Source organism: Kordia antarctica (assembly GCF_009901525.1).
Classification (GTDB): Bacteria; Bacteroidota; Bacteroidia; order Flavobacteriales; family Flavobacteriaceae; genus Kordia; species Kordia antarctica.
Map to the genome: position 1 here is coordinate 4,454,194 of NZ_CP019288.1, position 25,896 is coordinate 4,480,089.

At 33.3% G+C, this 25,896-nt stretch carries 27 protein-coding genes; 6 read left to right on the forward strand and 21 right to left on the reverse strand.

Features of this window, described 5'->3' with window-relative positions; all coding sequences use genetic code 11:
• Nucleotides 1–162: 162 nt before the first annotated feature.
• From IMCC3317_RS18635 to IMCC3317_RS18665, 7 genes are read right to left on the reverse strand one after another with little or no spacing between them, the layout of a single operon-like run.
• A complete protein-coding gene (locus IMCC3317_RS18635; RefSeq protein ID WP_160130993.1) occupies nt 163–1,227 on the reverse strand; it encodes a M20 family metallo-hydrolase in 1,065 nt (354 codons plus the stop codon).
• A complete protein-coding gene (gene argB, locus IMCC3317_RS18640) occupies nt 1,224–2,000 on the reverse strand; it encodes an acetylglutamate kinase (RefSeq protein WP_174805960.1) in 777 nt (258 codons plus the stop codon). Before argB ends, IMCC3317_RS18635 begins: the two co-directional genes overlap by 4 nt.
• A gap of 2 nt (nt 2,001–2,002) precedes the next feature.
• Nucleotides 2,003–2,938, reverse strand: a complete 936-nt coding sequence (locus tag IMCC3317_RS18645; RefSeq protein ID WP_160130994.1) for an N-acetylornithine carbamoyltransferase — start codon at nt 2,936–2,938, stop codon at nt 2,003–2,005.
• A 45-nt stretch (nt 2,939–2,983) separates the two neighbouring features.
• Nucleotides 2,984–4,111 carry an aspartate aminotransferase family protein gene (locus IMCC3317_RS18650; RefSeq protein ID WP_160130995.1) on the reverse strand — a complete coding sequence of 376 codons (1,128 nt, stop codon included), beginning with the start codon at nt 4,109–4,111 and terminating at the stop codon, nt 2,984–2,986.
• Between the two features lie 11 nt (nt 4,112–4,122).
• The gene (gene argC, locus IMCC3317_RS18655; RefSeq protein WP_160130996.1) at nt 4,123–5,100 is read right to left on the reverse strand and encodes an N-acetyl-gamma-glutamyl-phosphate reductase; all 978 of its coding nucleotides are present in this window, start codon (nt 5,098–5,100) and stop codon (nt 4,123–4,125) included.
• Nucleotides 5,097–6,293 (reverse strand): argininosuccinate synthase, encoded by a 1,197-nt coding sequence (locus IMCC3317_RS18660; protein WP_160130997.1) that lies wholly within the window; start codon nt 6,291–6,293, stop codon nt 5,097–5,099. Before IMCC3317_RS18660 ends, argC begins: the two co-directional genes overlap by 4 nt.
• Complete coding sequence (locus IMCC3317_RS18665; protein ID WP_160130998.1) at nt 6,290–6,907, reverse strand: GNAT family N-acetyltransferase; 618 nt, start codon at nt 6,905–6,907, stop codon at nt 6,290–6,292. The genes IMCC3317_RS18660 and IMCC3317_RS18665 overlap by 4 nt, the downstream gene beginning before the upstream one ends.
• Before the next feature lie 820 nt (nt 6,908–7,727).
• On the opposite strand from IMCC3317_RS18665, the gene IMCC3317_RS18670 reads away from it, so the two are divergent.
• Together IMCC3317_RS18670 and IMCC3317_RS18675 are read left to right on the forward strand one after the other, a co-directional pair.
• Nucleotides 7,728–8,369 (forward strand): hypothetical protein, encoded by a 642-nt coding sequence (locus IMCC3317_RS18670; RefSeq protein WP_160130999.1) that lies wholly within the window; start codon nt 7,728–7,730, stop codon nt 8,367–8,369.
• Nucleotides 8,370–8,458: 89 nt separating this feature from the next.
• Nucleotides 8,459–9,421 (forward strand): hypothetical protein, encoded by a 963-nt coding sequence (locus IMCC3317_RS18675; protein ID WP_160131000.1) that lies wholly within the window; start codon nt 8,459–8,461, stop codon nt 9,419–9,421.
• Nucleotides 9,422–9,681: 260 nt separating this feature from the next.
• On the opposite strand, the gene IMCC3317_RS18680 is transcribed toward IMCC3317_RS18675, so the two are convergent.
• A complete protein-coding gene (locus tag IMCC3317_RS18680) occupies nt 9,682–10,176 on the reverse strand; it encodes a MepB family protein (protein ID WP_160131001.1) in 495 nt (164 codons plus the stop codon).
• 124 nt (nt 10,177–10,300) lie between these two features.
• On the opposite strand from IMCC3317_RS18680, the gene IMCC3317_RS18685 reads away from it, so the two are divergent.
• The 4 genes from IMCC3317_RS18685 to acs all read left to right on the forward strand — a co-directional run bounded on the left by IMCC3317_RS18685 (nt 10,301) and on the right by acs (nt 14,941).
• Nucleotides 10,301–10,561, forward strand: a complete 261-nt coding sequence (locus IMCC3317_RS18685; RefSeq protein WP_160131002.1) for a DUF4212 domain-containing protein — start codon at nt 10,301–10,303, stop codon at nt 10,559–10,561.
• Between the two features lie 34 nt (nt 10,562–10,595).
• The gene (locus IMCC3317_RS18690; protein ID WP_160131003.1) at nt 10,596–12,371 is read left to right on the forward strand and encodes a sodium:solute symporter family protein; all 1,776 of its coding nucleotides are present in this window, start codon (nt 10,596–10,598) and stop codon (nt 12,369–12,371) included.
• Between the two features lie 37 nt (nt 12,372–12,408).
• Nucleotides 12,409–12,915 (forward strand): hypothetical protein, encoded by a 507-nt coding sequence (locus IMCC3317_RS18695; protein ID WP_160131004.1) that lies wholly within the window; start codon nt 12,409–12,411, stop codon nt 12,913–12,915.
• Nucleotides 12,916–13,033: 118 nt separating this feature from the next.
• On the forward strand, nt 13,034–14,941 hold the full coding sequence (acs, locus tag IMCC3317_RS18700) for an acetate--CoA ligase (protein WP_160131005.1): 1,908 nt from the start codon (nt 13,034–13,036) through the stop codon (nt 14,939–14,941).
• Between the two features lie 56 nt (nt 14,942–14,997).
• Here the strand turns inward: acs and IMCC3317_RS18705 are convergent, their stop codons facing one another.
• The 13 genes from IMCC3317_RS18705 to IMCC3317_RS18765 form a co-directional block, all read right to left on the reverse strand.
• The gene (locus IMCC3317_RS18705) at nt 14,998–15,438 is read right to left on the reverse strand and encodes a hypothetical protein (protein WP_160131006.1); all 441 of its coding nucleotides are present in this window, start codon (nt 15,436–15,438) and stop codon (nt 14,998–15,000) included.
• Between the two features lie 43 nt (nt 15,439–15,481).
• On the reverse strand, nt 15,482–15,931 hold the full coding sequence (locus IMCC3317_RS18710; RefSeq protein ID WP_160131007.1) for a GNAT family N-acetyltransferase: 450 nt from the start codon (nt 15,929–15,931) through the stop codon (nt 15,482–15,484).
• Nucleotides 15,932–15,978: 47 nt separating this feature from the next.
• Nucleotides 15,979–16,335 (reverse strand): helix-turn-helix domain-containing protein, encoded by a 357-nt coding sequence (locus IMCC3317_RS18715; protein ID WP_160131008.1) that lies wholly within the window; start codon nt 16,333–16,335, stop codon nt 15,979–15,981.
• Nucleotides 16,336–16,337: 2 nt separating this feature from the next.
• Entirely contained in the window at nt 16,338–16,631 is a 294-nt protein-coding gene (locus IMCC3317_RS18720; RefSeq protein ID WP_160131009.1) for a type II toxin-antitoxin system HigB family toxin, read from the reverse strand.
• Nucleotides 16,632–16,729: 98 nt separating this feature from the next.
• The gene (locus IMCC3317_RS18725; RefSeq protein WP_160131010.1) at nt 16,730–17,764 is read right to left on the reverse strand and encodes a hypothetical protein; all 1,035 of its coding nucleotides are present in this window, start codon (nt 17,762–17,764) and stop codon (nt 16,730–16,732) included.
• A 92-nt stretch (nt 17,765–17,856) separates the two neighbouring features.
• Nucleotides 17,857–19,239, reverse strand: coding sequence for an exonuclease domain-containing protein (locus tag IMCC3317_RS18730; protein WP_160131011.1), 1,383 nt, complete (start codon nt 19,237–19,239; stop codon nt 17,857–17,859).
• 4 nt (nt 19,240–19,243) lie between these two features.
• A complete protein-coding gene (locus tag IMCC3317_RS18735) occupies nt 19,244–20,011 on the reverse strand; it encodes an XRE family transcriptional regulator (RefSeq protein ID WP_160131012.1) in 768 nt (255 codons plus the stop codon).
• A 349-nt stretch (nt 20,012–20,360) separates the two neighbouring features.
• Nucleotides 20,361–21,707 (reverse strand): DEAD/DEAH box helicase, encoded by a 1,347-nt coding sequence (locus IMCC3317_RS18740; RefSeq protein ID WP_160131013.1) that lies wholly within the window; start codon nt 21,705–21,707, stop codon nt 20,361–20,363.
• Nucleotides 21,708–21,771: 64 nt separating this feature from the next.
• Nucleotides 21,772–22,260 carry an AAA family ATPase gene (locus tag IMCC3317_RS18745; RefSeq protein WP_160131014.1) on the reverse strand — a complete coding sequence of 163 codons (489 nt, stop codon included), beginning with the start codon at nt 22,258–22,260 and terminating at the stop codon, nt 21,772–21,774.
• Between the two features lie 41 nt (nt 22,261–22,301).
• Complete coding sequence (locus IMCC3317_RS18750; RefSeq protein WP_174805961.1) at nt 22,302–22,967, reverse strand: hypothetical protein; 666 nt, start codon at nt 22,965–22,967, stop codon at nt 22,302–22,304.
• Nucleotides 22,968–22,985: 18 nt separating this feature from the next.
• Nucleotides 22,986–23,846: a GNAT family N-acetyltransferase gene (locus tag IMCC3317_RS18755; protein WP_160131015.1), complete on the reverse strand. Its 861-nt coding sequence runs from the start codon at nt 23,844–23,846 to the stop codon at nt 22,986–22,988.
• A gap of 30 nt (nt 23,847–23,876) precedes the next feature.
• The gene (locus tag IMCC3317_RS18760) at nt 23,877–25,106 is read right to left on the reverse strand and encodes an SH3 domain-containing protein (RefSeq protein ID WP_160131016.1); all 1,230 of its coding nucleotides are present in this window, start codon (nt 25,104–25,106) and stop codon (nt 23,877–23,879) included.
• A gap of 135 nt (nt 25,107–25,241) precedes the next feature.
• Nucleotides 25,242–25,862: a hypothetical protein gene (locus IMCC3317_RS18765; protein ID WP_160131017.1), complete on the reverse strand. Its 621-nt coding sequence runs from the start codon at nt 25,860–25,862 to the stop codon at nt 25,242–25,244.
• Nucleotides 25,863–25,896 lie beyond the last annotated feature (34 nt).

Genomic DNA, 25,896 nt, shown 5'->3' on the forward strand with positions numbered 1-25,896 from the left:
TCTTCTTTTTCATTCCTGCGCGCTCACTGAGTTTATCGAAGTGAAGGCAGGAATATTTTTTATTTAAAATCAAAATCAAAATCAAAATCGCTTCGCTTTCAGAAACTAGACTTTTCACTTTCAACTTTTCACTTTTAGTTTTCACTTTTTACTCTCAACTTCTCACAATATTTCTCTCAACAACCTAACATACAAATCAATACCTTCCTCAATTTCCCGAACATAAATAAACTCATCGGCTGTGTGCGAACGCGTACTATCGCCAGGACCTAATTTCAAAGACGGACACGACAATACTGCCTGGTCCGATAAAGTTGGCGAACCATACGTTTCTCTACCCAAAGCAATTCCGGCTTGTACCAAAGCATGTTCCACAGGAATTGAAGATGAATTCAATTTAATGCTTCTCGGAATAATACTGTCGCAAGGCGATTCTTTCTGAAGAATTTCAACAATATCAGTGTTCGAATATGCATCATTCACACGAACATCTACGACCAATTCTACATTCGCAGGAACGGCATTATGTTGTTTTCCAGCATTAATTTGTGTAACGGTCATTTTCACATCGCCCAAAGCGGAAGATGTCTTTTCAAACGTATAATCTTGAAACCATTTCAACACATCAATCGTATTATAAATAGCATTATTCGTATTTGGATGTGCGGCGTGGCTCGGCGTTCCTTTCACAACAGCATCAAAAACCACCAATCCTTTTTCGGCAACCGCCAATTGCATCAATGTTGGCTCTCCGACAATAGCGACATCAATTTTTGGAATGATGGAAAGCATACTATTCAGTCCATCTTTTCCGCTGCTTTCTTCTTCTGCGGAAGCGACGATAAGCAAATTATATTTTAAGTTTTGTTGATTATAAAAGTGTGTAAATGTAGCAATCAATGAAACCAAACAACCGCCAGCGTCATTGCTTCCCAAACCGTACAATTTCCCGTCTTCAACAATCGCTTCAAACGGATCTTTTGTATAGCCATTATTTGGTTTTACGGTATCGTGATGCGAGTTTAATAACAACGTTGGCTTACTTTCATCGAAATGTAAATTGGTTGCCCAAACGTTATTTTTAGTTCGTGTAAAAGGAATTTCATACTGCTGAAACCAATTTTCTATCAATTTTGCAGTAGCGTCTTCTTCCGAAGAAAAAGAAGGCGTTTCAATAAGATGTTGCAGCAAAGCAATTGCATCACTTGTTAGTTGTTGAATGTTCATTTTTGAATAGTTGTGTGCGTTATATTTTCATTGAAAAGCATTGCTGGTTTTCCAATGCAAATTTTTTGTACTTGATGTTCTAGTGCGTAAAAACAATTTTTGAGTTTGGGCAACATTCCATCTGAAATAGTGCCATCTTTTAATAAAGTTTGATAGGTTTCTGTGTTGATGTTTTCAATTACTGAATCATCGTCATTAATATCTTTTAATACACCATTTTTTTCGAAACAATAATACAATTCGGTGCGATACGCTTTCGCGAAAGCAATTGCTAATTCAGAAGCAATCGTATCTCCATTTGTGTTTAATAATTGCCCATTTTCATCATGTGTAATAGCCGAAAAAACAGGTGTAATTCCGTTATCTAGTAAAACTTGAATAATTGGTGTATTTACTTTTTTTACATCGCCAACAAAACCGTAATCAACTTCTTGAATCGGGCGTTTTTCAGAAACAATACTATTTCCGTCAGCTCCAGAAAAACCAACGGAATTACAGTTGTTTGCTTGTAATTTAGCAACAATTGTTTTATTCACTTTTCCTGCATACACCATGGTGATAATGTCTAAAGTTTTCGCATCCGTAATTCGTCTTCCTTCATTCATTACAACTTCAACGTTCATTTCTTGCGCTAATTTGGTTGCTAATTTTCCGCCACCATGAATCAATATTTTTGGAGATTTTAGTTGCGCAAAATCTTCTAAAAAAGAATTCAATGCATCTTCATCATCAATAATATTCCCACCTATTTTTATGACTTTCAATGTTTGCATAACTATAAATTTTCTAAGATTTTCTTCAACACAATTTGTGCTGCATACGTTCTATTATTTGCTTGTTGAATAACTATAGAATTATTGGAATCTAACACTGCATCTTCCACAACAACATTTCTTCTCACTGGCAAGCAATGCATAAATTTTGCAGTTTTTATTTTTTCCTGCGTAAGCATCCAATTTGCATCTTGGCTTAAAATTTCCCCATAATTGGAATAACTACTCCAGTTTTTTGCATACACAAAATCGGCATCTTTCAACGCTTCCGCTTGATTGTAATTAATTTGTGTTTCCAACGTAATTTCAGGATTCAATTCGTATCCTTTTGGATGTGTAATGCAAAAATCAACGTCTATATTCTCCATCATTTCTACAAACGAATTTGCAACTGCTTGCGGCAATGCTTTCGGATGTGGCGCCCAAGTCAGCACTACTTTTGGTTTTTTAATAGTTTTTAATTCTTCAATAGTGATCGCATCTGCCAATGCTTGCAACGGATGCATTGTAGCACTTTCCATATTAATAATAGGAACCGTTGCGTGTTTTGTAAAACGATTCAAAATCCACTCGGAAGCATCTTTTTCTTTATTTGTCAAACTTGGAAAAGCTCTAATTGCAATAATATCTGCGTATTGCGAAATGACTTGTGCAGCTTCTTTCACATGTTCCGTCGTATTGAAATTCATCACAGTTCCATCTTCAAATTCTAGATTCCAAGTATCATTCACATTCAAAATCATGACTTGCATTCCTAGGTTTTTTGCAGCTTTTTCGGTGCTCAATCGTGTGCGCAAACTGGCATTGAAAAATAACATGACTAAGGTTTTATGTTTCCCTAAATTTTCATGTGCAAAAGGATTTTTCTTTAAGTGAATTGCTTCCTGTATGATTTCAGGAATGTTAGAAATATCATATATGTTGGTGTATTTTTTCATAATCATTTCCCACGAAAGTGGAAACATTTTTAATTAGACTTTATGCTATTTTAATTCCTCTTTTAATGCTTCAAAAAAATGATCAATATGTTTTTTGGTAACTGTTAAAGGTGGAAGAATTCGTAATACATTTGGATTTTTGGCACTTCCTGTAAAAATGTGATGTGTGTGAATGAGCTTTTTTCGCAACTCAGCAATGGGAAAATCAAATTCCAATCCGAGCATTAAACCTCTTCCTTTTATATTTTTTATTTGAAAAATTTCAATTGATTTCTCTTTGAAATACTCAGAAATCATTCGCGAATTTTGCATGAGTTTTTCTTCTACCAAAACTTCCAAAACTGCTAAAGAAGCAACACAAGCCAAATGATTGCCGCCAAATGTAGTGCCGAGCAAACCAAAAGAAGCTTTAATTGTTGGGTGAATCAAAATTCCGCCAATAGGAAATCCGTTGCCCATTCCTTTTGCAATTGAAATTATATCGGGCGTAATTTTATGTTTTTGAAACGAAAAGAAATCGCCGGTTCTTCCAAAACCTGCTTGTACTTCATCGGCAATTAATACTGTATTGTACGTTTTGCATAATGTTGATAATCCTTGGTAAAATTCGGTGGTACTTTCGTCCAATCCGCCAACACCTTGAATACATTCTATAATAACGGCGCAGGTTTTGTCTTCTTTCAAAATAGTTTCAACTACTTCTAAATCGCCCAATGCTACAAAATCTACTTTTTGTTGTGCATTAATTGGCGCAACAATTTTTGGATTATCTGTTGCGGCAACTGCGGCAGAAGTTCGTCCATGAAAAGAATTATGAAACGAAAGTATCTTTGATTTATTGGTGTGAAATGAAGCTAATTTTAAGGCGTTTTCATTAGCTTCTGCACCAGAATTGCACAAAAATAATTGATAGTCTTGGCAACCTGACAACCTAGTTAATTTATCTGCTAATTTTATCTGCAACGGATTCTGAACAGCATTGCTATAAAACCCTATTTTTTGAACCTGATTGGTAATTGCAGCCACATAAGTTGGATGCGAATGTCCGATAGAAATCACTGCGTGACCGCCATAAAGATCTAAATATTCAGTATTATTTTCATCGTACACATACACATCTTTTGCGGAAACTGGTGTAATATTGAATAGTGGATATACATTAAATAAACTCATGATTTTCGGTGTTAAAAAAAGTTGGCTTTTAGTTGTAATCCTTCAGTTTCGTCAAAACCAAACAACAAATTCATATTCTGAACTGCCTGGCCAGAAGCACCTTTTAAAAGGTTATCAATAATACTTGTAATTAGTAATTTGTCTTCGTGTTTGTGCAAATGAAGCAAGCATTTATTAGTGTTTACTACTTGTTTTAAATGGATTTCTTCATCGCTCACGAAAGTGAATTTTGCATCTTTATAAAAATCTGAATACAGTTTTTTAGCTTCTTCCAAATTTCCTTCAAATTTTGTGTATGCTGTTGCGAAAATTCCTCTACTAAAATTCCCTCTATTTGGCATAAAGTTGATTTCGGAATTAAAATCAGTTTGCAATTGTTGTACAGTTTGATGAATTTCTCCTAAATGTTGATGTGTAAAAGGTTTGTAATGCGAAAAATTAGTGTCTCTCCACGTAAAATGTGTCGTTTTCGATAACGAAGTTCCTGCGCCAGTTGCGCCAGTAACCGCATTTATATGAACATCATTTTTCAACAATTCATGATGTGCTAAAGGCAATAGTGCAAGTTGAATTGCGGAAGCAAAACAACCTGGATTTGCAATATAGTGTGCTTTTTTAATCGCTTCTTTTTGCAATTCTGGCAATCCGTACACAAAGATTTTGTCTTTAAAAATTGCATCTTTTTGCAATCTAAAATCATTACTGAGATCGATGATTTTAGTAGTTTCTGAAAATGTATGTTTTGCTAAGAATGCTTTCGAATTTCCATGTCCTAAACATAGAAAAAGCACATCAATAGTTGTGTCAATTGAATTGGAAAAAATCATTTCTGTATCTCCAACTAAATCTTGATGCACACTACTAATTTTGTTGCCAGCATTGGAAGTACTGAACACAAAGTTGATGTTGACTTTTGAATGATGCAACAATAATCTAATCAATTCTCCAGCCGTATATCCTGCGCCGCCAATAATTCCTGCTTGTATCATGATTCAGCGTTTACTTGTTGATAAATTTTATTTTGATTCCCAATAATCTTGATAAATCCTTTTGCTTCATCGGCGGTCCAGCCAGAATTTACTTCGCCATAACTTCCAAATTTGGCATTCATTAAATCGTGTTTTGATTCAATTCCGTCTAATGTAAAATGATACGGTTTGAGTGTTATAAAAACATCGCCAGAAACTTTTGCTTGACTACTTTGTAAAAAAGCTTCCATATCTCGCATTACAGGATCTAAATAGTGTCCTTCGTGCAAATGCATTCCATAAAAATTAGCCAGATAATCCTTGTGTTGCAATTGCCATTTGGTCAACGTATGTTTTTCTAATAAATGATGCGCTTTTATGCTAATAATCGCTGCGGCAGCTTCAAATCCGACTCTTCCTTTTATGCCAACAATTGTGTCACCAACATGAATATCTCTTCCTATAGCAAAACCTGAAGCAATTGTATTCAAGGTTTCGATGTTGATTTCAGGCGCATTTTTTTGATTATTTACAGCAACCAATTCTCCTTGTAAAAAGGTAAGTTTTACTTTTTCTTCTCCTTGTTTTTCCAATTGCGAAGGATACGCTTCTTCTGGCAAAGACTTTTCAGAAGTTAAGGTTTCTTCGCCGCCAACACTTGTTCCCCAAAGTCCTTTGTTAACGGAATATTTTGATTTTTCCCAAGATGCGTCAACTCCATTTTCTTTCAAGTAATTGATTTCTTCTTGACGTGTTAATTTTTGATCTCTTATTGGTGTAATAATTTCAATTTCTGGTGCCAACGTTTGAAAAATCATATCAAAACGCACCTGATCGTTTCCTGCGCCAGTACTTCCGTGTGCAATGTATTTTGCATTAATACTTTTTGCATATTCTATAATTTCAATGGCTTGAATAATACGTTCGGCACTTACCGATAAAGGATAGGTGTTATTTTTTAAAACATTTCCAAAAATTAAATACTTTACTACTTTTTGATAGAAAGTGGAAATCGCATCAATATTTTTAGAGGTTGAAACGCCCATTTTATAAGCGTTCGCTTCAATAGTTTTGATTTCTTTTTGAGTAAAACCTCCAGTGTTTACACTGACTGCGTGTACATCAAAGTTTTTGTCTTTGGTTAAATGTACCGTGCAATACGAAGTATCTAAACCGCCACTATACGCAAGCACTAATTTTTTTGAAGTCTTCATTTTTTATCTTTTTTTAGAAATAAGTTTTGTTTGATGCTTTTCAATCTGTTAAAAACCTTCTCTTTTATTTTTACCTCTTTTTTTGAATCTTTTGAATTTGGATCGAACAACATTCCAGTACACAAGCACATTTTTTGTTGTGTACGTTTTAACACATCAAAGTTTTTACAAGTTTGACAACCATTCCAAAATGATTGATCTTCAGTTAATTCTGAAAATGTGACAGGTTTGTAGCCTAAATCACTATTGAGTTTCATAACGGCTAATCCGGTAGTAATACTAAATACTTTTGCCGTTGGAAATTTGACTCTGGAATGTTCAAATACTTTTTGCTTAATTTTTTTGGCAATTCCTTGTCCTCTATAATCAGGATGAACTATGAGTCCAGAATTTGCGACAAATTTTCCGTGACTCCACGCTTCTATATAGCAAAAACCGACAAATTTTTCTCCGTCTAAAGCGATGACAGCGTTGCCTTGTTCCATTTTTGAAATAATGTATGCAGGTTGCCGTTTGGCAATTCCTGTGCCTCTAACTTGAGCGGCTTCTAAGATCGTTTCGCAAATAGTATCTGCATATGTACGGTGCGAATTGTTAGCAATAACAATATCCATTGAGCTAATTTAAAATGATTAAAATTCTAGTAGTAAGTATGTTGGAAATGAAGAACTGGACTCACCTAAGTTCCTAAATGAAATGTACCCTTACGGGCGACGAGGAAAAAAGCGGCGCACAGGAATGCTGTTATTTAAAAAAATAACTAGATTTTGAAAAGATGCTATGTGAATTAAATGATTCAAGAAAAATAAAATAAAATTACAGAATAGAGTAGATGCTTGCTAAATGTAGAATTAGCGGCGGCGATTGCGCAAGCGCAAACTGGGTTTTCTATTGTGTATGTTATTTTGAAAAATCATTGGGTAAACCTACAAATTTTAGTTTTAGGTTGTGTTGTAAAAAATGATTTTCTGTAAAATTTTATGAATATCTTAAAAAATGGCTTTCAAATTATTAATATGTCATTTTAGTAATGTGCTTAATCAAAAAGAACTCATAATTAAGAAAGAAATAAACTTAGGTTTTTTTTCTCCTTTATTCATTCTTAACAATTAAAAACAATTATTTCTGTTTGATTTACGGATTCCCGTAAAAACTATGGAAATTAAAATGTTATCATTCGGAAAACAGATAAAATATAATATCGTAAATACGTTATGGCATTAGCGTAAAAAAAAACAAGTGAGCGTAAAATAATTAAAATTAATGTGTAATTTCCCAAAGCGTTGATTGATTTAAATCTTTTGCAATAAAAAGTAGCACAGGATAGAAAAGAAATTGATAACTGTCTGAAAGATGTAGTAAAAGATAATATTGTTATCAACTTGTCCAATATTAATTTTATAGTATAATATTCATTAGATAAAAATTTGATTTATGATTAAAATTACATTAAAAGAGATATACGAATTACTTAATAAAACTTATGAAGAATTCGATAATATAACTTCTTATGATAAATATGAATATTTCAAACAAAAGAGTGAAGAAGATAATATCAATATATTTAACTTTAAAAAACGGTATAAAGAGATAGTTATTTATGAAAAAAGAAAAATAGAAGATATTTGGGTTCTTGATACTTATGAAAAAGAAAAAATTGACACTTCTAATTTGAATGATTTTGATTTAATTTACATAAAATTTTATACAACTGAGGCTTTTAAATATTGGTTTGAGTTTAGTGAATTGAGTAATAATAAGATTGACTATATAAATAAAGTAAGTATTCATTCTGATAAAATGATAGTCCGTTATTTTTACAAAGATTTTAAAGATTTTAAATCATACAAGAAAGGAGATTATTTGAATATCAATGCGACATTTCCAGATCCTAATATAAAACATATCAGTTATAAAGGGTTTCCTCTCCTTAACGATGAAAATTATTTGAACACTAAAAATTCTAGACTGAAAGCAATTGAAGAAGAAGATAGGAAAAATAAAAAAAGAGAGCGCCTTGTACTTTTTTTATTATTTTTAATAATTATAATTATTATATACAGATGGATTTTTTGAAAAGCCTACTACTAACAACATCTACAATTAACTGTTTGTACAAACCAAATAGAAAATCAATCATCTTTTTACATTAACTATAATTATACATGGAAGTAATAAATTCATTCTTCAGTAATATAAAAAACAAGCTTACCAACCCATTTTTTGGAACATTAACACTAATCCTTCTTTTTCATCATTGGGAATTAATTTACTCAATTTTTATTTTTGATGAAGATTGTAATATGGATGATAAATTACTTATAATTCAAAATTATTTATCTGCAAACGTTACAGTTAAGTCTTTCCTGTTAGATGTTATATATGCCGTAGTTATAATGTTTGTAGGTTATTTAATAATTGTTTTTACCAGAATTATGGTAATTTGGATAGAGCATAATGTAATGCCTTATTTTACAGGTAAAATTGTAAGTAAAAATGTAGTATTAAAAACTATTAATGAAGAAGTTGTAAAAGAAAGAGATGAAAATTTTATAAAATACGAAGAACAACGAGATAAAGTTAGAGAGTATTCTAAACTAATTGATGAGCAACAAGATCAGATTAAGGAAAAAGATGAAAATATTTCAAATTTAAACGAAAAGATAATAAAAAAAGATAATCAGTTTTCCGAAAAAATAGATATTCATCAACTAGATTTAAAGAAACTTAAAGAAGATCATTTATTAGAAGTTGATAAAGTTAAAAATAATCTAATTGTAGATTATGATTTACAGATACAGGGTCTTGAGAATATTAAAAACGAATACGAGAATATTTTTTTAACTGTAGAAACTAGGCAATTTTATAGTGATTCAAAAGAAAAAATTCCACCAGTAATATCTAATGCTGTGAATATTTTAATCGATGATAATTTGTTTACCACATTTATACAGTTTGTAGAACTTTCAAAAAGAGTTAAATTAGAAAAATTAAGCGCATCATATAATAAAGAAATGTTAGAAAAATTTTATGAACTGGGTTTATTTTATAAAAATATTTTGGATATTGATTTAGAATTGACAGTTTTAGGTAATATTATATATGAATACAGAAATATTTTTATGTAAGCTTGTAATATTTGCTTTTCCCCACCAGCATTATAACTAGGCTTAATCCCATTTTCATCCAGAACCTTTTACACCTATGTGAGCGAGATTTTGAATAAACAAGTCAAAACCTTTATCATTTTCTATAAACAACTTTTCATTGTCCATTATTGCCGAACTCACACTTGAAAGCTTACATAAATGACCGTCACTCTTATATGTTTATTATTATACTAATGTATATCTAATTTTATTTTTAGTTGCATTCTCATTCGAGTTTATTAACGTTTTTTATATAACTCAATTACGATATTCAAATCAGTTGTTTTGTTTATTTCATAAAAATAATTCAGTTGCCATTTTTGAGTTCGCGCTGCTTGTTTACTTTTTGTTTCATCCCAATTTGGATACACTCTAAACGCTCTTTTTCCTTCTTTTTTATCTGTCGAAATGATTCCTTTTTCAATCAATACAGCTATCGGAAAAACAAACTGTCCAAACTTATGTTCCGTTTGAACGTTTACAATAAAAAAATCAATTGCATCTTGTTCGTGAAATGGTTCAATAGGTTGATGCTCGTTTCTTTTCCAAAATGTTGCAAATTGCCCAACTTTCTTAGGCGTTATTTTTGCGTTTCTACATACAATATACAATCCGTTCAGATTAAATTGGCATGCATCATATTCTTTACTTTCAGTTTCTATTCTAAAATTAGAAACTTTCAGCCCGCATATATCGTAGATTTCTGTTTTAATTCTTTTTAATAGATTATTCATTTCGTGACACTTCTATAAATTACACAACATTTTAAAATCAAAATCAATACGTATATTAGTAGGCACAATTCAGAATTATAAACAAACAAATTATCGAATAAACAAATAAACGAACCAACCAACCATGAGCGAAAAACAAAAACACGCATCCGCATATTGGAAACAAAATATAAAATACTTAATCATTTTACTATCAATATGGTTTATTGTTTCCTATGGTTGCGGAATTTTATTTAGAGAAGAACTCAATCAGTTCAGGCTTGGCGGCTTCAAACTAGGCTTTTGGTTTGCACAACAAGGTTCTATATATGTATTTGTAATCTTAATTTTCGTATACGTCCGATTAATGAATAAATTGGATAAAAAATACGGTTTCGACGAGTAATACCAAATAAAATTTGAAATAACAAAAAAAAACTATGAGTGTACACACGTGGACTTGGATCTTAGTAGGAATTACTTTTACGCTATATTTCGGAATTGCAATTTGGGCGCGAGCAGGTTCAACAAAAGAATTCTATGTGGCTGGCGGAGACGTTTCTCCCTTAGCAAATGGTATGGCAACTGCCGCCGATTGGATGAGCGCAGCATCATTTATAAGCATGGCAGGACTCATCTCTTTTATGGGATATGATGGCTCTGTATTCCTAATGGGTTGGACAGGCGGATATGTGTTACTAGCGTTACTATTAGCGCCATATTTACGGAAATTTGGAAAATTTACAGTTCCCGATTTTATCGGAGATCGATACTACTCAAACACCGCAAGAACCGTAGCCGTAATTTGCGCCTTAATTGTATCATTTACCTATGTTGCCGGACAAATGCGCGGTGTCGGAATTGTATTTTCTCAGTTTTTACAAGTAGATATAAATATTGGCGTTATCATCGGAATGACGGTAGTTTTAATTTTTGCCTTTTTAGGCGGAATGAAAGGAATTACCTATACGCAAGTTGCACAATACTGTGTGTTAATCTTCGCGTTTATGGTGCCAGCATTTTTCATTTCCATGCAAATGACAGGAAACATTATTCCACAAATAGGAATGGGAGGAAAGGTTGAAGGCGGCGCTTTTCTGCTCGATAAACTCGATACTTTACATACAGAACTCGGTTTCACTGAATATACTAGTGGAACCAAATCAACTTGGGATGTATTTGCAATTACACTTGCCTTAATGGTTGGTACGGCAGGATTGCCACATGTTATTGTGCGTTTCTTCACAGTTCCGAAAGTGAAAGATGCACGTAAATCTGCTGGATTGGCATTGCTTTTCATTGCAATTTTATACACAACTGCGCCAGCAATTGCAGTATTTTCTCGAACAAATTTAATAGAAACGGTTAGCGAACAAGAATATAAAGAAATTCCTAGTTGGTTCAAAAATTGGGAAAACACAGGTTTAATTGCTTGGGCAGATAAAAATGGAGACGGAAAAATTCAATATGTTGCAGGAGACGCTTTAAGCGGAAAAAAACCTGTTTATACAGACGCTAGAGGAATAAACGGAGAACGCTTAATCTCCAACGCAAGTACCGAAAAAAACGAATTATATGTAGATAGAGATATCATGGTTTTGGCAAATCCTGAAATTGCGAAACTTCCAAACTGGGTAATTGCCTTAGTTGCCGCTGGCGGATTAGCCGCAGCATTATCAACAGCAGCAGGTTTGTTATTAGTAATCTCAACATCAATCTCTCACGATTTAATCAAAAAGCAATTAAAGCCAACTATCTCAGACAAAGGAGAATTATTAGCTGCGCGAATTTCCATTTTAGTAGCAATCATTATCGCGGGATTATTCGGAATTTATCCGCCAGGATTTGTCGCCGCCGTGGTCGCCTTAGCATTTGGTTTGGCGGCTGCATCATTTTTTCCAGCAATTATTTTAGGAATCTTTGACAAGCGAATGAACAAAGAAGGCGCCATTGCAGGAATGATTGTCGGAATCGTATTAATGCTTTTCTACATGATTCGATACAAAACAGGACTCATTGGCGTAATGGAAGCAAGACCAGCAAGCGAATGGTGGTTTGGAACATCGCCAGAAGGTTTCGGAACCATTGCCATGATTGTAAATGTGGTTGTTTCCGTAGTTGTTTCAAGATTAACGCCTGCGCCTCCAAAAGATGTGCAAGAAATGGTAGAAAACATCAGAATACCTTCTGGAGCAGGAGAAGCTTCAAGTCATTAATTAGTATTAATTTGAAGCATATCATACAAGAATAAATATGAAAAGACTAAATTTAATCCTATTATTATTTCTAATTTCAAAATTAAGTTTTGCCCAATCTGTTGACTTTGATTTAGTCAAATATAAAGGACTAAATTTTCATGCTACTAAATCTGAAATAATCAAAAAACTTGGAGAACCAGAAAAGACTTATGACCCAAATTATGAATGTGGATTTTTATCAACTGAGTCTCAAAATGGTACGTATTTGACTCTTGATTATGGAAAAATAAAATTCACTGGAAATGAAAAAGAATTATATGTTTTAGAACAAGTCAATCTCGAAAATGATAGTTCAATTAATATAGAATATGGTAGTCGAAATTTGACTTGCGAAACGAATTTATCCGAATTGACTGAAATATTTGGAGATGAATTGGCTAAACATTTTGGAAACGAATTAGAAGGGGCAATCGTTCTCTTTCGCAAAAATGCTGAAGACGGAATACGGATTAGCATAAAAAACGGAAAATTAATCCGATTTGAATATTGGTCTCCTTGTTAAAAATAATACTGAAAGGCTTAATTGCTGTTTAAATTGATACTGAAAAAAATATTTGTAAATTATCCAATAATTAAAAAACCATTTTTTAACGGGCAAAAAGTGAAAACAAAGACCAATCATGAGTAATTATCATATAAAACACTTAGAAGAATACTATCAAGTATATCGAAAATCTGTTCGAAATCCTGAAATATTTTGGGAAGAAATTGCGGAAGAACACTTCATGTGGCGAAAAAAGTGGGACAATGTGTTAAGTTGGGATTTTACAAAACCCGAAGTCAAATGGTTTGAAGGTGCACAACTCAACATTACCGAAAACTGCATTGATCGTCATTTATATACGCGTGGCGATAAAACTGCAATTATTTTCGAACCAAACAATCCAGAAGAAGAAGCACAACATATTTCATACCGACAATTGCACGAAAAAGTATGTCGTTTTGCCAATGTATTAAAAGAAAAAGGCATTCAAAAAGGTGATCGTGTGTGTATTTATTTACCAATGATTCCTGAATTGGCAATTTCCGTTTTAGCGTGCGCGCGAATTGGAGCAATTCATTCTGTTGTCTTCGCAGGATTCTCTTCCATAGCTTTATCAACACGAATAAATGATTCCAACTGTAAAATGGTGATTACGAGTGATGGTTCTTTTCGTGGCGCAAAAACCATCGATCTCAAAGGAATTGTAGATGATGCTTTAGAAGATTGTGATGGTATAGAATCGGTGTTGGTTGCCAAAAGAATCAACTCAGAAATACACATGAAAGAAGGTCGCGATCATTGGTTGCAACCATTATTAGACGAAGCATATCACGATTGTGTTCCAGAAATTATGGACGCAGAAGATCCGTTATTTATTCTTTATACTTCTGGCTCGACAGGAAAACCAAAAGGAATGGTGCATACAACGGCAGGTTATATGGTTTTTACCGCATATACGTTTAAAAATGTGTTCCAATACCGCGAAAAAGATGTGTATTGGTGTACGGCAGATATCGGTTGGATTACAGGACATAGTTATATTTTATACGGTCCGTTATGTAATGGCGCAACAACTGTAATGTTTGAAGGCGTTCCAAGTTATCCCGATTTTGGACGTTTTTGGGAAATTATAGAAAAACACAAAGTCAATCAATTTTATACAGCGCCAACTGCCATTCGCGCGTTAGCGAAAGAAGGTGTAAAACATGTAGAAAAACACGATTTATCATCGATAAAAGTTCTGGGAACTGTTGGCGAACCTATTAATGAAGAAGCGTGGCATTGGTATGATGATAACATAGGAAAACGAAAAGCACCAATTGTAGATACGTGGTGGCAAACGGAAACTGGCGGAATTATGATTACGCCAATCGCTTTTTGTACACCAACAAAACCGACCTATGCAACGTTGCCATTTATAGGAATTCAACCAGCGTTAATGGACGAAAACGGTAAAGAAATCAAAGGAAATCAAGTAGATGGACGTTTATGTATTAAATTTCCGTGGCCAAGTATGGCGCGAACTATTTGGGGAAATCACCAGCGATATAAAGACACCTATTTTTCTGCGTATGAAAATAAATATTTTACTGGTGATGGTGCTTTGCGCGATGAAGTTGGGTATTACCGAATTACAGGTAGAGTAGATGATGTCATTATTGTTTCGGGTCATAATCTAGGAACTGCGCCAATTGAAGATGCAATCAACGAACATCCAGCAGTTGCAGAATCGGCAATTGTAGGTTTTCCACACGATATTAAAGGAAATGCATTGTACGGATTTGTAACGCTTAAAGAATCTGGCGAAAGCCGAAATCATGATAATGTACGTAAAGAAATTAATCAGATTATTACGGAACAAATTGGACCAATTGCCAAACTAGATAAAGTACAATTTACCAATGGCTTGCCGAAAACACGTTCGGGAAAAATTATGCGACGTATTTTGAGAAAAATTGCTGGAAAAGAAACGAGTAATTTGGGTGATACAAGTACATTACTGAATCCAGAAGTTGTGCAGGATATTATGGATAATGTTTTGTAGAAAATATATAATTTAAAATTATGAAACTCCTTGAAAGTAATTTTGAGGAGTTTTTATCAATCTAGATCATTCGGATCAATACTTGTTCCAATAGAGTCGCATCGTTTTTTCAAATCTTCACTTGTCAAAAGTCCAATTCTATAGCAACGTGCAAGAAAAAAATAGGCTGCATCAACAAGTTCTCTTCTCGAATCAATCTTCTCACTTTTATATTTTAGTTTGGGCAATGTTGGTTTTCCATCACTAAATTCGCATCTACCATTACAAATCTGGCAGTATCCATGTACAATAGTTCCATGTTCTTCCGTCCAATATTTTTGAGTATTATATATATTGTCAAATCTTTTTTTATGTTCATCAATAGCTTTTAACGCTTCGATAACTTCATGAATCCAAAAGTCAATATTAGCAAAATGTCCAACTACGTGATGTGTGTATCCAGTTGTGAATTTTCTTAATTGTTCAGTTATCAAGTATGCTTTTTCAATTGTATACATTAGTATCGGTTTAGTCCTTCAAATTTTATTTATATCAATTTTATCATATTCTAAGTTCAAAGCGAATTTTACGAATTCCGTGATCCGTATTCCATTGTTTTACTTCTTTGAAGCCAAATTTCTTGTATAATTTAGTTGCAGGTTCATTTTCAACGCCAGTTTCAACTATAAACAGCTTTGAATCAAATATATTAAAGACGAATTCTATTAGACTTTTTCCAATACCTTGTCGGAAGAATTTTGGAGCTACCACCAAACTTTGAATATGTGTAAAATTCGTAGTGTGATTAATTTCAATAACGCCTGCGAGTGCTGTGTTTTTAAAATATCCGAAAAATGTGGTGTTACTGTTTATATAGTTTTCTAGTGGTCTTTTTAAAGGAGGAAAATCAGTTGCGTTTAATAACTTGGCTTCAACTGCGTATGAAACTTGAAACACATCACGAATATCAGTAGCTGTTTTTATGTTTGTGTGTTGGAGTTTTTTGATCATTGTATGGTTGTAATCTATTTAAATTGAGTAAAATAGATGATATTTTTTTAATAATCTTGAACTAAAACGTCCGTTGGAATATGAAGCGTGGTATTTAACTTTCTAATCATATCTAAGGTTAGTTTGCGTTTTTTACTTAAAATTTCACTTACTCTGCTATTAAACCCAATAACTGTTGCCAAGTCTTTCTGCTTCATTCCCATCTGTTCCATTCGAAATTTTATTGCTTCAATTGGGTCAGGCATTCCAATAGGAAAGTTTTCGTTTTCGTATTGATCAATTAAGATGGAAAGAATCTCAAGTTCGTCTCCTTGTTCAGTTCCTTTTTTTGCATCAAAAATCAGCTCAAGTCGGTTAAGTGCATTTTGATAGTCTTTTTCGTTTCTAATCGGAGTTATATTCATAATCAGATGGTATTTGCGTCAATTTTGTCATATTCCGCGTGCGTTCCTATAAATCGTATCCAACATATTTGGTATTCAAAGTTGAACTTTACAATCAAACGATAATTATTTCCTTTGATGTTGTAAACAATTCTATTGTCTTTTAAGATACTTGCGCTAGGATATTCACTTTTCAATTCATTAATAGTACTCCATTCGGATTTTTCGGTTTCTCTGTACCAAGCTTTTAGCTGTTCAGAGCAGTCAGCATGTTTTTCCCAAAAATCTCGTAAAGTTCGTTTTGCAATGACTCTCACATTATTGTTGTTTTATACAAATGTACTAAAAAGTTACCAAATTGGTAATTAATTTTATTGCTCAGTTCTTTTTTAAGTAATTAGTCGTCTTAATGTTTTTACGTAGTATTTAATTCTAATGCCATTTTTATAAAATTGGATATACTTTTTCCTAGAATTGCCATTCCTGCATCGTGCGGGTTTTCTAGTTTATAGCGTCCTTTCGCTGAACCATTCAAAGCATAGTCAAATCCGTCTATTGTTACAATACACCAATGACTTTGTCTGCACTCAATAATAACTTTGTCTGCATAAAAAGGCCAGTCGCCATTATATTCCGATTTCAAGATCTTCTTTGATTTGAATTCAGGATTTATATTTCGCTGAATGTCGTCAAGTATTGTTCTTTTGTGGACTTTTTTTGGCGTTTCTTTATATTTCGTAGTTTGACTTCGGTAATCCTTTTTACCAAAATCCTTTTCACATAACATTCCAAAATCGAAAAATGTTGATGCTGATAATTGTATGCCTTTTTGTCCCAAACACTTAAAAATAAATTGTCTTGAAATTGCTGAAATAAACTTTTCAAATACTACAATTATGTAAGTGGATATTTTATTATAAACTTCATGACTTAAATTAAAATCCATCAGTTTTTCATAATCTTTTGAGTTAAGAACTTTGTTTTCAAACGCTTCCCACAATTGTGTTGTATTAACTCCAATTTTTGCATTATCCGTGATTAAATCAAAATTGTGATATCTAGCTAATTTTCCGAATTCTGAAAGTATAAAAAGAAGTTCTTTTAAATCCGAATCTGTTTGGATAAATTCATTATCTAAATTAAATTGAGACCTATTAAAATCTCGGTAATAATTCTCGATTATTTCCTTCAATAATTTCTCTAAATCGTGTCCTAAATTTTTAATATATTTAGAGTTTGGAAGTTTTTCGTGTTTATGAAGGTGACCTAAACAGATATAGGCTTTCATAAATCTCTCAAATCCTTGCGATAAAAGTTGAAAAGGAAGAAAGTAAAAACCATTGCTGAGATTGATATTTTGTAACTCACCAAAACCTAACTTAATCAACTTATGAGAGGTTTCAAATTCCTCTAAAAGCGCAAAATATTTTATGTTCTCAATTTCTGGCATTTTTTTTCGCTAATGTTAAAACTAAACTTTCGTTCCAAATTCCTATTGTTTGAATTAATACTTATTTTATGTATTAGATATAGTTGAATTTCTCAACCAACCCCAAAAACCAAATCCTTCCCAACCTTAGTCTCCAACAACACCTTCCGCAAAATACGTTGCACATCTACATTGTCTTTTTGTTTGATGAGATGATGTTCCAATTCGTCGGTGTGATTTATTTGTACATCCAAATCCACAAATCCGTAGCCTAAATACAAACCGTTTTTGACTAACACAAACGCTTCTTCGTTGGCGTTTCGTCCTTTTTGTTTAATGACCACATTTTGAGAAGCTTCTAGCGAATGCGAAATTGCCAAATCAACACGTTCATTGTAGACTTCGACAGCTTCTTCTTTTTTGCAAACTCCTTTACAGGATTGAATCAAAAAGTGCGAACATTCCCGAACATTTTCTTGCAAATGACAATACTTCGGACACAATTCAAATTGCATACATAAACGTTCCAAATACGTTCTACAATCGCGAATATTGTAAAAAGTAATCAACGGATTCTGAATGATTTTGGCATCATTAAACGCCAAATGTTTCACGCCGCCACGATCGGAATACTCAAAAATCGCATAACTTTTTGTCTTTCGTTTAGAAGCACTATTATATATTGGATAATGATGTTTTATTGCTGAATCTTCCATCAATAAAGCAACCAATTCACTTCCTGATAATTCAAAATCAATATCTGCGGTTTCTCTACACAAATCAAGTTCTTTTTTAGATTTATTATAAAAATGACTCAACACACGTTTTTGTATATTTTTTGCTTTTCCAACATAAATAATCTTACCTTTTTTATTCTTAAAATAATACACGCCTGCTTGTATTGGCAAGGCTTCAAAAATTTTACTTGGTAAATGTGGTGGAAGTGTCGCTTCCTTAGAACTCGGTTTTAAAAACTTCTGAAAAGTTGCTTCTGCGGCTTCTTGTTCTAACAATAATTCAAACAAAAGTACGGTTGCTGCTGCGTCGCCTCTAGCTCGGTGTCTGTCCGAAAGTGGAATTTCCAACGACTTGCATAATTTCCCTAAACTATAAGATTTATGTCCAGGAAGTAACGCGCGCGATAACCGAACTGTACACAGTTTTTTGCTTCTAAAATCAATTTCGATTGCTTTAAATTCATTGCGAATTACGTTGTAATCAAAATTGACATTATGCGCTACAAAAATCGTGTCTTTCGTAATGCTTAACACTTCTTCTGCGATTTCTGCAAACGTTGGCGCATTGGCAACGAGCGCATTGTCAATTCCTGTCAACGTTGTAATATACGGAGGAATGAGCGCGTTCGGATTCACCAAAGAAGTAAACTCGTCCACAACTTTAGTTCCATCAAACTTAAAAATAGAAATCTCCGTGATTTGATTGCTACGTCCTGTAGTTTCAACATCAATTATGGTATACATTTGGGTTTTAGACATACAATTACGACATTTTGCTAACAGCTTCTAGTTCCACTTGCAATTCTCTAAACATGGACATAATACTGCTTAGTTTCAATTCTTTTTCATCATATTCTTGCGTATTAATGCAACACGTAAACGCCCAAATTTCCAAAATTTCTTCCATCGGAACATGATATTCCTTATATGCTTTATTGTCACTGCTTAATAACAATGCAAGTCCTGTAAAGTGCTTATACACACGTTTGTACACTAATCCATCATTTTTCGTCAAGACAATATACGTACGTCCATCTTTTACATCAGTAAAATCATCTACAAACTTTGCAACAATGTACGAGCCATCTTTTACAGGCAACATAGAATCTCCTTTTATGGGAAATGCACGATGTGTTCCTGTTGGTAAAAACGGTAATTTTATTTTCTGTAATTGTTCAATATATTCAGGATCTGCATACCCTGCCAAATATCCAGCGGAAGCTTTTGTTGGAATAATCTCTATGAGTTCTTCATCATTTTCATCTACCGTAATCGGAAATAACAAGCGTTGATTTCCTAGTTGCATAAACGAACTATCTTTGGCTTGTGTGAGATCGTTTTTGACGAGAATATCAATCGGTAAATTGAAATAGTTTGAAACATCAATCAAGCGATCAATTGGCGGTTCGGAACGACCTTCTTCATACGAGCCAACCATTGAACGCGACCAACCTAATTCTTCTGCAAAGCGTTCCTGAGAGAAACCTTTGAGCGCTCGCAAATGTTTAATGTTTCCTTGAATATTTTTCATGTGTTAGCATATATTGTTTTTCAACGGTCACATGCAGTTCGCTATTAATCATTACTTTAAATGATAATATTTAGACATGCTCGTTTCATAACGATTGGGTTTATAATCCTACGTTACTACAAATATAAGGAATTGTTGCTACAAATGGAAGTTTTTTATTTTGTTGCTAGTTGCTAGTTGCTAGTTGCTAGTTGCTAGTTGCTAGTTGCTAGTTATTTTAACTTTTTAACTTTTAGTTTTTCACTTTTCACTTTTTGATTTTTTGTTGATTTGTTTGTTCGTGTATTCGTTAATTTGTTTATTCAACTCATAATTCATAACTCATAACTGAAAAACCGACAACTGAAACCTACTTCTTTTTATTCCGCATGTTATAATTCTTATCGCCTCGAGTTTTCGGCTTTTTATATTTCCTTTCGATTTCTTTTCGGTACGAACCACCTTGATTGGTTTTCTTATTCTTGTCTTTCTTTTCGTGAAAACCTGGTGCCAATCCTGAAGTTTTTGAAGGATTGTTATTTTCGTGAATCTTCGTTTGCTCTTCTGGCGCTAAAACTGTCGAAATCGCAACTTCTTCGGGAAACTCCAATTCAGGAATTTCGTAATTCATTAACGTTTCAATCGTTTCTTTATCTTCTCTTTCTTTTTCTGTGTAGAATAAAATCGAATTTCCTTTCGCTTCCGCTCGTCCCGATCGACCAATTCGGTGCATGTAATTTTCAGGATAGTTTGGCGTGTTAAAGTTGATAACGTGCGTAATCATATCTAAATCCAATCCACGTGCCATTACGTCTGTTGCGACTAAAATTCGGTTCTGACCTTCGTTGAATTGACTGATAGAACGTAAACGGTAATTTTGAGTTTTGTTGGAATGAATCACGCAAGCTTCTTCTCCGAAATCAGGTTTCAAACAATCAAACAATCTATCTGCGATTCTTTTATTCGAGATAAAAACCAGCACTTTACTATAGGTTTCTTTATCTTTTAAAAGATGAATTAGTAAGTTCACTTTCGTGTAAAAGTTCTCAACAGGATAACATGTTTGCGAAATATTTTCTAATGGTGTTCCGCTTACTGCGATAGAAATTTTGTGTGGCGCAGAAAAGAAATCATCAATCAAATCACTTACATCATCTGTCATTGTTGCCGAAAACATAATGTTTTGACGTTGTTCAGGAAGTAATTCGAGAATGTTTGTAATCTGGTATCGGAAACCTAAATCCAACATCACATCTACTTCATCAATCACTAATTTTTTGATAGATTTTAATTGCAAAGCTCTACCCAAAACCAAATCGTATAATCGTCCTGGAGTTGCTACGACAATATCTACGCCTTGTGCTAAAATTTGCATTTGCGCATTCATATTAACGCCTCCATAAACGCCAAGAGTTCGGATATTGATATATTTTGCAAACAATTGAATTTGATCTACCACTTGAACCACCAATTCTCTCGTTGGAACGATGACTAAAACTCGCGGATTTACTTGTTTCGAGAATTTCAAATCGCGCAATATTGGCAACATGTAAGCAAATGTTTTTCCTGTTCCTGTTTGCGCAATTCCCACAACATCTTTTCCACCACGAATTACTGAGAACGATTGTTCTTGAATTGGCGTTGGCGTTGTAAAACCTAAGTCTTCAATGGCAAATTGCAATTGATTTGATAAGTCAAATTCCTGAAAAGTAGACATAACTGTGTAAATTTTGCGCAAAGGTAGTGTATTTCATCGCTTTAGCGTGATGAATGTTGATTTTTTAGCGTTTTATGACGATTCCATCTTTCAGTTCTTCATCAGTTGGAATTTCAAACCAAGTTTCCATAAAATCAAAATTTTCGCGGGTAACTTCAAATTCAAATGTGTTGCCTTTTTCCTCGTTTCTAGTTGAGATACGTTTCCAGCGCGTTTCCGCAGAAAGATCTAAAAAGTGAAGTTTGATGTTTAAATTATTTGCTTGTGCGAATGTTCTAAACTTTTCTCGATGTTCGTATTTTGACAAACCTAAATCTAAAATTGAATCTGTGTTTGAAGCTTCAAGTTGCGCCACCAAATTTTGAATGATTGATTCTACACGTTCAATACGTTCTAAAAACCAATCGAGTCCATCAGTTGGTTTCTTATCAGGTATAAAAAGTGTATGATTCCAAGTATCAATAGAAAAAATAATAGCTTTTGTTTCTTCTTTTAATTGATTGGAATACGTTGTTTTTCCTGCGCCAGTATTTCCGACGATTAAATGTATCATGTGTGTTTTATTCTTTGTAATTCAACTCGTAAACAAAATAGTTATCCAAACAATCGTTTCCAAAAAGACTTTTTTTCTTTTCTTTGGTTTGATGGCTTTTCGGAAACATTGGTCGTTTTCGGTATTTCTGCTTCTTCGGTTGTTGAAGCGTTTGACATTTTCTCGCCACTTGTTTTATCGGCGGAAGCCAAGAAAAAATCTCCAGCATCAGACATTCCAATAGGAAATTGTGTGCGTTGTTTCCATTCATCTTCATTTAAAAAAACGTTCGGTTTCATTTGTAGTTTCTTGTCAAAACTTTCACGCCCTTTTTTGATAACATTTTCTTCAATATTTGATTTGGTTCCGCTAAAAACAGGTGTAAATTTTTCATCAAAATGAAGCAATAGAATTTGAGTTTGCGCGCCAATTTTGTAAATATCCAACACTTTATAATGAGATGATGACTGAATAATGCAAAAACCATATTTTTTGACATTTGGATTTATTTGTGTCAAATCTCTAGCTTTGTTGGAAGCAATTGCATAACGTAAATTTGTGCTAAGTCCTTCCGCAAAAGTGGAAACATCTGTAAATCCTCTTTCCTGCAAAATTTGATTCTTTGTGTATTTTGAAATGAAATAAGGATTCAGTTCGCAATCTCTGTAAAACATGGTAAGTCCACCAAAAGTTTCATTATACGCTTCTTCTATTTTTGAATGTTCCATTGTTTTATTTGTATTGTTTTAACCAAGTTCAAAAGTAGTAATTCCAAAAATTTTGTTGACATCAACTTTTGGCGGATTTCCTAAATACATACGCGCACATTCAAAAATATACGTTGCTTCATGCTTTTTTACAAGTGCTTTTGCATCTTCATTAATCATCGGAATATCAATATAAAGCAATTCTCCAGAAACAGCATTTAAACACGCTTTATAAAGTTCGTCAGCGGTTTTTAGATTATCAGCAAATAGCGGACAAATTTTATAGCCAATCGTCGCTTTCCGAACAATTGCAAATCCTTTTAACTCGCCATTTTCAACATATTTGAATGTTTTATTCAGCGGAAGCTGTAACCAAGGTTTTAAAAATTGTGGACGCGAAAATCCAAAACATTGTTTGTCATATGCCAAGATATTTTCAAAATCGGTAGCTTCAATAGAAGAAATATTTGAGTCAATAGTAAAAGCAGTTCCTTTTTTCTCGTACCGAACATCTCTAAAAGCAATTTCAAAACCACCTTTTTGATAAAACGATTGCATTGCGACAACTCCATCCATTCCGATTGCGGCATTTTTGTTTAATCGCGAAAGCAACATGTCACGCCTTTGATACCATAATTTTCTGCCAATTCCGTGCGCTCTGTAGTTGGGTTTTACAATGAAAAATCCCATAAAGCCAAATTCGCCATTATAGGAAACAATAGATCCGCCAGCAATAAGTTCGCTGTTGTAATGAAAACCATAAAAACCATCAGGATCAGTGGTAAAATAGACTTCTACATCGTGCGCACCAACATTCCAACCTTCTTGTTGCGCCCAATTTGCTAAGGTTTTTACATCAGAAAAATCTAATTTTTCAAATTTTAATTCGTCTATATTCATGTGTTTCAAAGATGAAAATGCTAGACTATTTTAGCAACCACAAACGCCAAACGTGTTGATATCTATATGTACAGTTCCGTCTTTTGAGGTAAGTTGCATCGTGCCAGCATATTCTTGACTTTCAGTTTCGGGTTCTCCATTTCTAAAGGCAATAATTTTTAAATCGTACGTATCATTGTAATAATGTGCATGATAATCACCGCGTTTATAATCGGGATTTTTTACTTTTTTACTTTTTAAAAGGATGTTTTTTCCATCAATTCTAATTGCGGCAAACGCTTTTGGAGCTTCTTCAATTGTACTAAAAAAGATGACTGTTTCATAGTCTTTCGGATGCGTTCTAAACGTACAACTACAACCACTATCAATATCAACTTCTTTTGGTAAAGACACAAAATCACTAATAATTTGTAAAGGTTTTGCAAATGCTATTTTGCTCTCATCTATCAAGGCAGTTTCTTCCCAATTGCCGTTTACCATTTCTGGTCTGGCGTTTAATTGCATAAAATGTTTGGTAAGCATTTGTTTGCGCGCATATTGTTTTTTATTGGTAAAATTTTTCACGACTTCAGTCAATTCCATCATAGTTCCTGTGTCTCCCATACCAGCTTCAAAACTAAATTTTCGTTCTTTTTGAAGCGTATTTTTTGCATCCATCAATCTGTAGGTATAATAATAGCCATATTCGCCAACATCCGTTTTTTCAATTTCCAGAATTTGATTGTCTTTCATATATCGATATGTAGAAGTTTCTGCGTCGCCACCTTGTGTTTTTGTAACGCCTAAATCTGTCCAAGAATTGAGATCAAAACTCCCAAAGTGTGGAAAGTCAAATTTCTCATTTGTAATAATTCCATTTCCTTTTATTTCGTCTTCATGTTTTACAGCGCCACCAAAAACCCAACCTTCTTTGTTGTCTTTTGTAGTGATTTTTAGCCAATTATCATTATACGCAACACCTCTAAGTGTAATAATATCTTTATGATCAGATTTGACTCCTGTAAATTCTAATGCATCTTCAGCGCTATACGTTCCAACAACTTTTCCTTTCGTATTTGAAGCATCTCTAACGTTAATATTATCAACCCAAGAATAATAAGTAGTGTCTTCTTTTGGAGTTTCCGCAGTTGTATCGGAAGCTTCTGAAGTGGTTTCAGTTGTTGTCTCAGGGTTTTCTTGCTTTGTTTTATCTCCACAAGAAATTAGAAAAATAACAGCGAAAAACATACTGAATTTTGAAGTAAGGGAATTGATTTTCATTTGATTGTTAGTTGGTTAGAATTGTTTTCAATTTAAGAAATATTATTGCTTCATCTCCAAAAAAGATTGAATATACTTCATAAAAAAACGTTCGCGAGAAAATTCAAGCGAACGTTTTATATATATTGGTAAATTTTACTTTTTATACGAAATCGTTTTATCAATCAATTCAATAGTATCTTTTCCTTCATCGGTTGGATTTCCATAATCGTCATTAGAATCTTGAAACGCGATAATTCGAGTTTGTCCGTCTTTCATTTTGATTTCCAATAAATCTAAAGTCAATTTTTCGCCCATCAAATTTACATTGATTCTTTTTCCGTCTAACATTCTTTTACCAAGTTGCAACGATTTCTGTTCTATTTTGCAATTCGATTTTCCAAAACGTCCTGAAATTTCATCAACAAAGCTATCCAACGTATTTTCTTCTGAGATTTCAAAGTACATAATCACAAAATTATTCCCGTCAAAAGTCCAGTTTTTGTATCCAATAGATTCTTCATATTCGAAAGCAAAACTTGTTGGATACTCAAAAGAAATCGTTCCGTTGTTAAAGGTTTTCGATGCTGAAAGTGTTACAGAAACCGTAGTTCCATCTTGCTTTATTTCATCGCCTTCAGAAACTGTATGTTCTTTTCCATTAATCGTTACAATAATTGCCGCTTTTGGTTCTTGAGTCGGATCTGATTTTTGTGCTTGCGCGAAATATATATTTCCAACAAGAAACAATGATAATAGTGTAAAAGTAAATCTCATAAGTGTTTAAAATAATGTGTAATTAAACGTAAAA

What these genes read in the sequence shown, in the direction of transcription:
- IMCC3317_RS18635 (WP_160130993.1), bottom strand. Translation starts at nt 1,227, where the DNA reads ATGAACATTCAACAACTAACAAGTGATGCAATTGCTTTGCTGCAACAT.
- argB (WP_174805960.1), bottom strand. Translation starts at nt 2,000, where the DNA reads ATGCAAACATTGAAAGTCATAAAAATAGGTGGGAATATTATTGATGAT.
- IMCC3317_RS18645 (WP_160130994.1), bottom strand. Translation starts at nt 2,938, where the DNA reads ATGAAAAAATACACCAACATATATGATATTTCTAACATTCCTGAAATC.
- IMCC3317_RS18650 (WP_160130995.1), bottom strand. Translation starts at nt 4,111, where the DNA reads ATGAGTTTATTTAATGTATATCCACTATTCAATATTACACCAGTTTCC.
- argC (WP_160130996.1), bottom strand. Translation starts at nt 5,100, where the DNA reads ATGATACAAGCAGGAATTATTGGCGGCGCAGGATATACGGCTGGAGAA.
- IMCC3317_RS18660 (WP_160130997.1), bottom strand. Translation starts at nt 6,293, where the DNA reads ATGAAGACTTCAAAAAAATTAGTGCTTGCGTATAGTGGCGGTTTAGAT.
- IMCC3317_RS18665 (WP_160130998.1), bottom strand. Translation starts at nt 6,907, where the DNA reads ATGGATATTGTTATTGCTAACAATTCGCACCGTACATATGCAGATACT.
- IMCC3317_RS18670 (WP_160130999.1), top strand. Translation starts at nt 7,728, where the DNA reads ATGATTAAAATTACATTAAAAGAGATATACGAATTACTTAATAAAACT.
- IMCC3317_RS18675 (WP_160131000.1), top strand. Translation starts at nt 8,459, where the DNA reads ATGGAAGTAATAAATTCATTCTTCAGTAATATAAAAAACAAGCTTACC.
- IMCC3317_RS18680 (WP_160131001.1), bottom strand. Translation starts at nt 10,176, where the DNA reads ATGAATAATCTATTAAAAAGAATTAAAACAGAAATCTACGATATATGC.
- IMCC3317_RS18685 (WP_160131002.1), top strand. Translation starts at nt 10,301, where the DNA reads ATGAGCGAAAAACAAAAACACGCATCCGCATATTGGAAACAAAATATA.
- IMCC3317_RS18690 (WP_160131003.1), top strand. Translation starts at nt 10,596, where the DNA reads ATGAGTGTACACACGTGGACTTGGATCTTAGTAGGAATTACTTTTACG.
- IMCC3317_RS18695 (WP_160131004.1), top strand. Translation starts at nt 12,409, where the DNA reads ATGAAAAGACTAAATTTAATCCTATTATTATTTCTAATTTCAAAATTA.
- acs (WP_160131005.1), top strand. Translation starts at nt 13,034, where the DNA reads ATGAGTAATTATCATATAAAACACTTAGAAGAATACTATCAAGTATAT.
- IMCC3317_RS18705 (WP_160131006.1), bottom strand. Translation starts at nt 15,438, where the DNA reads ATGTATACAATTGAAAAAGCATACTTGATAACTGAACAATTAAGAAAA.
- IMCC3317_RS18710 (WP_160131007.1), bottom strand. Translation starts at nt 15,931, where the DNA reads ATGATCAAAAAACTCCAACACACAAACATAAAAACAGCTACTGATATT.
- IMCC3317_RS18715 (WP_160131008.1), bottom strand. Translation starts at nt 16,335, where the DNA reads ATGAATATAACTCCGATTAGAAACGAAAAAGACTATCAAAATGCACTT.
- IMCC3317_RS18725 (WP_160131010.1), bottom strand. Translation starts at nt 17,764, where the DNA reads ATGCCAGAAATTGAGAACATAAAATATTTTGCGCTTTTAGAGGAATTT.
- IMCC3317_RS18730 (WP_160131011.1), bottom strand. Translation starts at nt 19,239, where the DNA reads ATGTCTAAAACCCAAATGTATACCATAATTGATGTTGAAACTACAGGA.
- IMCC3317_RS18735 (WP_160131012.1), bottom strand. Translation starts at nt 20,011, where the DNA reads ATGAAAAATATTCAAGGAAACATTAAACATTTGCGAGCGCTCAAAGGT.
- IMCC3317_RS18740 (WP_160131013.1), bottom strand. Translation starts at nt 21,707, where the DNA reads ATGTCTACTTTTCAGGAATTTGACTTATCAAATCAATTGCAATTTGCC.
- IMCC3317_RS18745 (WP_160131014.1), bottom strand. Translation starts at nt 22,260, where the DNA reads ATGATACATTTAATCGTCGGAAATACTGGCGCAGGAAAAACAACGTAT.
- IMCC3317_RS18750 (WP_174805961.1), bottom strand. Translation starts at nt 22,967, where the DNA reads ATGGAACATTCAAAAATAGAAGAAGCGTATAATGAAACTTTTGGTGGA.
- IMCC3317_RS18755 (WP_160131015.1), bottom strand. Translation starts at nt 23,846, where the DNA reads ATGAATATAGACGAATTAAAATTTGAAAAATTAGATTTTTCTGATGTA.
- IMCC3317_RS18760 (WP_160131016.1), bottom strand. Translation starts at nt 25,106, where the DNA reads ATGAAAATCAATTCCCTTACTTCAAAATTCAGTATGTTTTTCGCTGTT.
- IMCC3317_RS18765 (WP_160131017.1), bottom strand. Translation starts at nt 25,862, where the DNA reads ATGAGATTTACTTTTACACTATTATCATTGTTTCTTGTTGGAAATATA.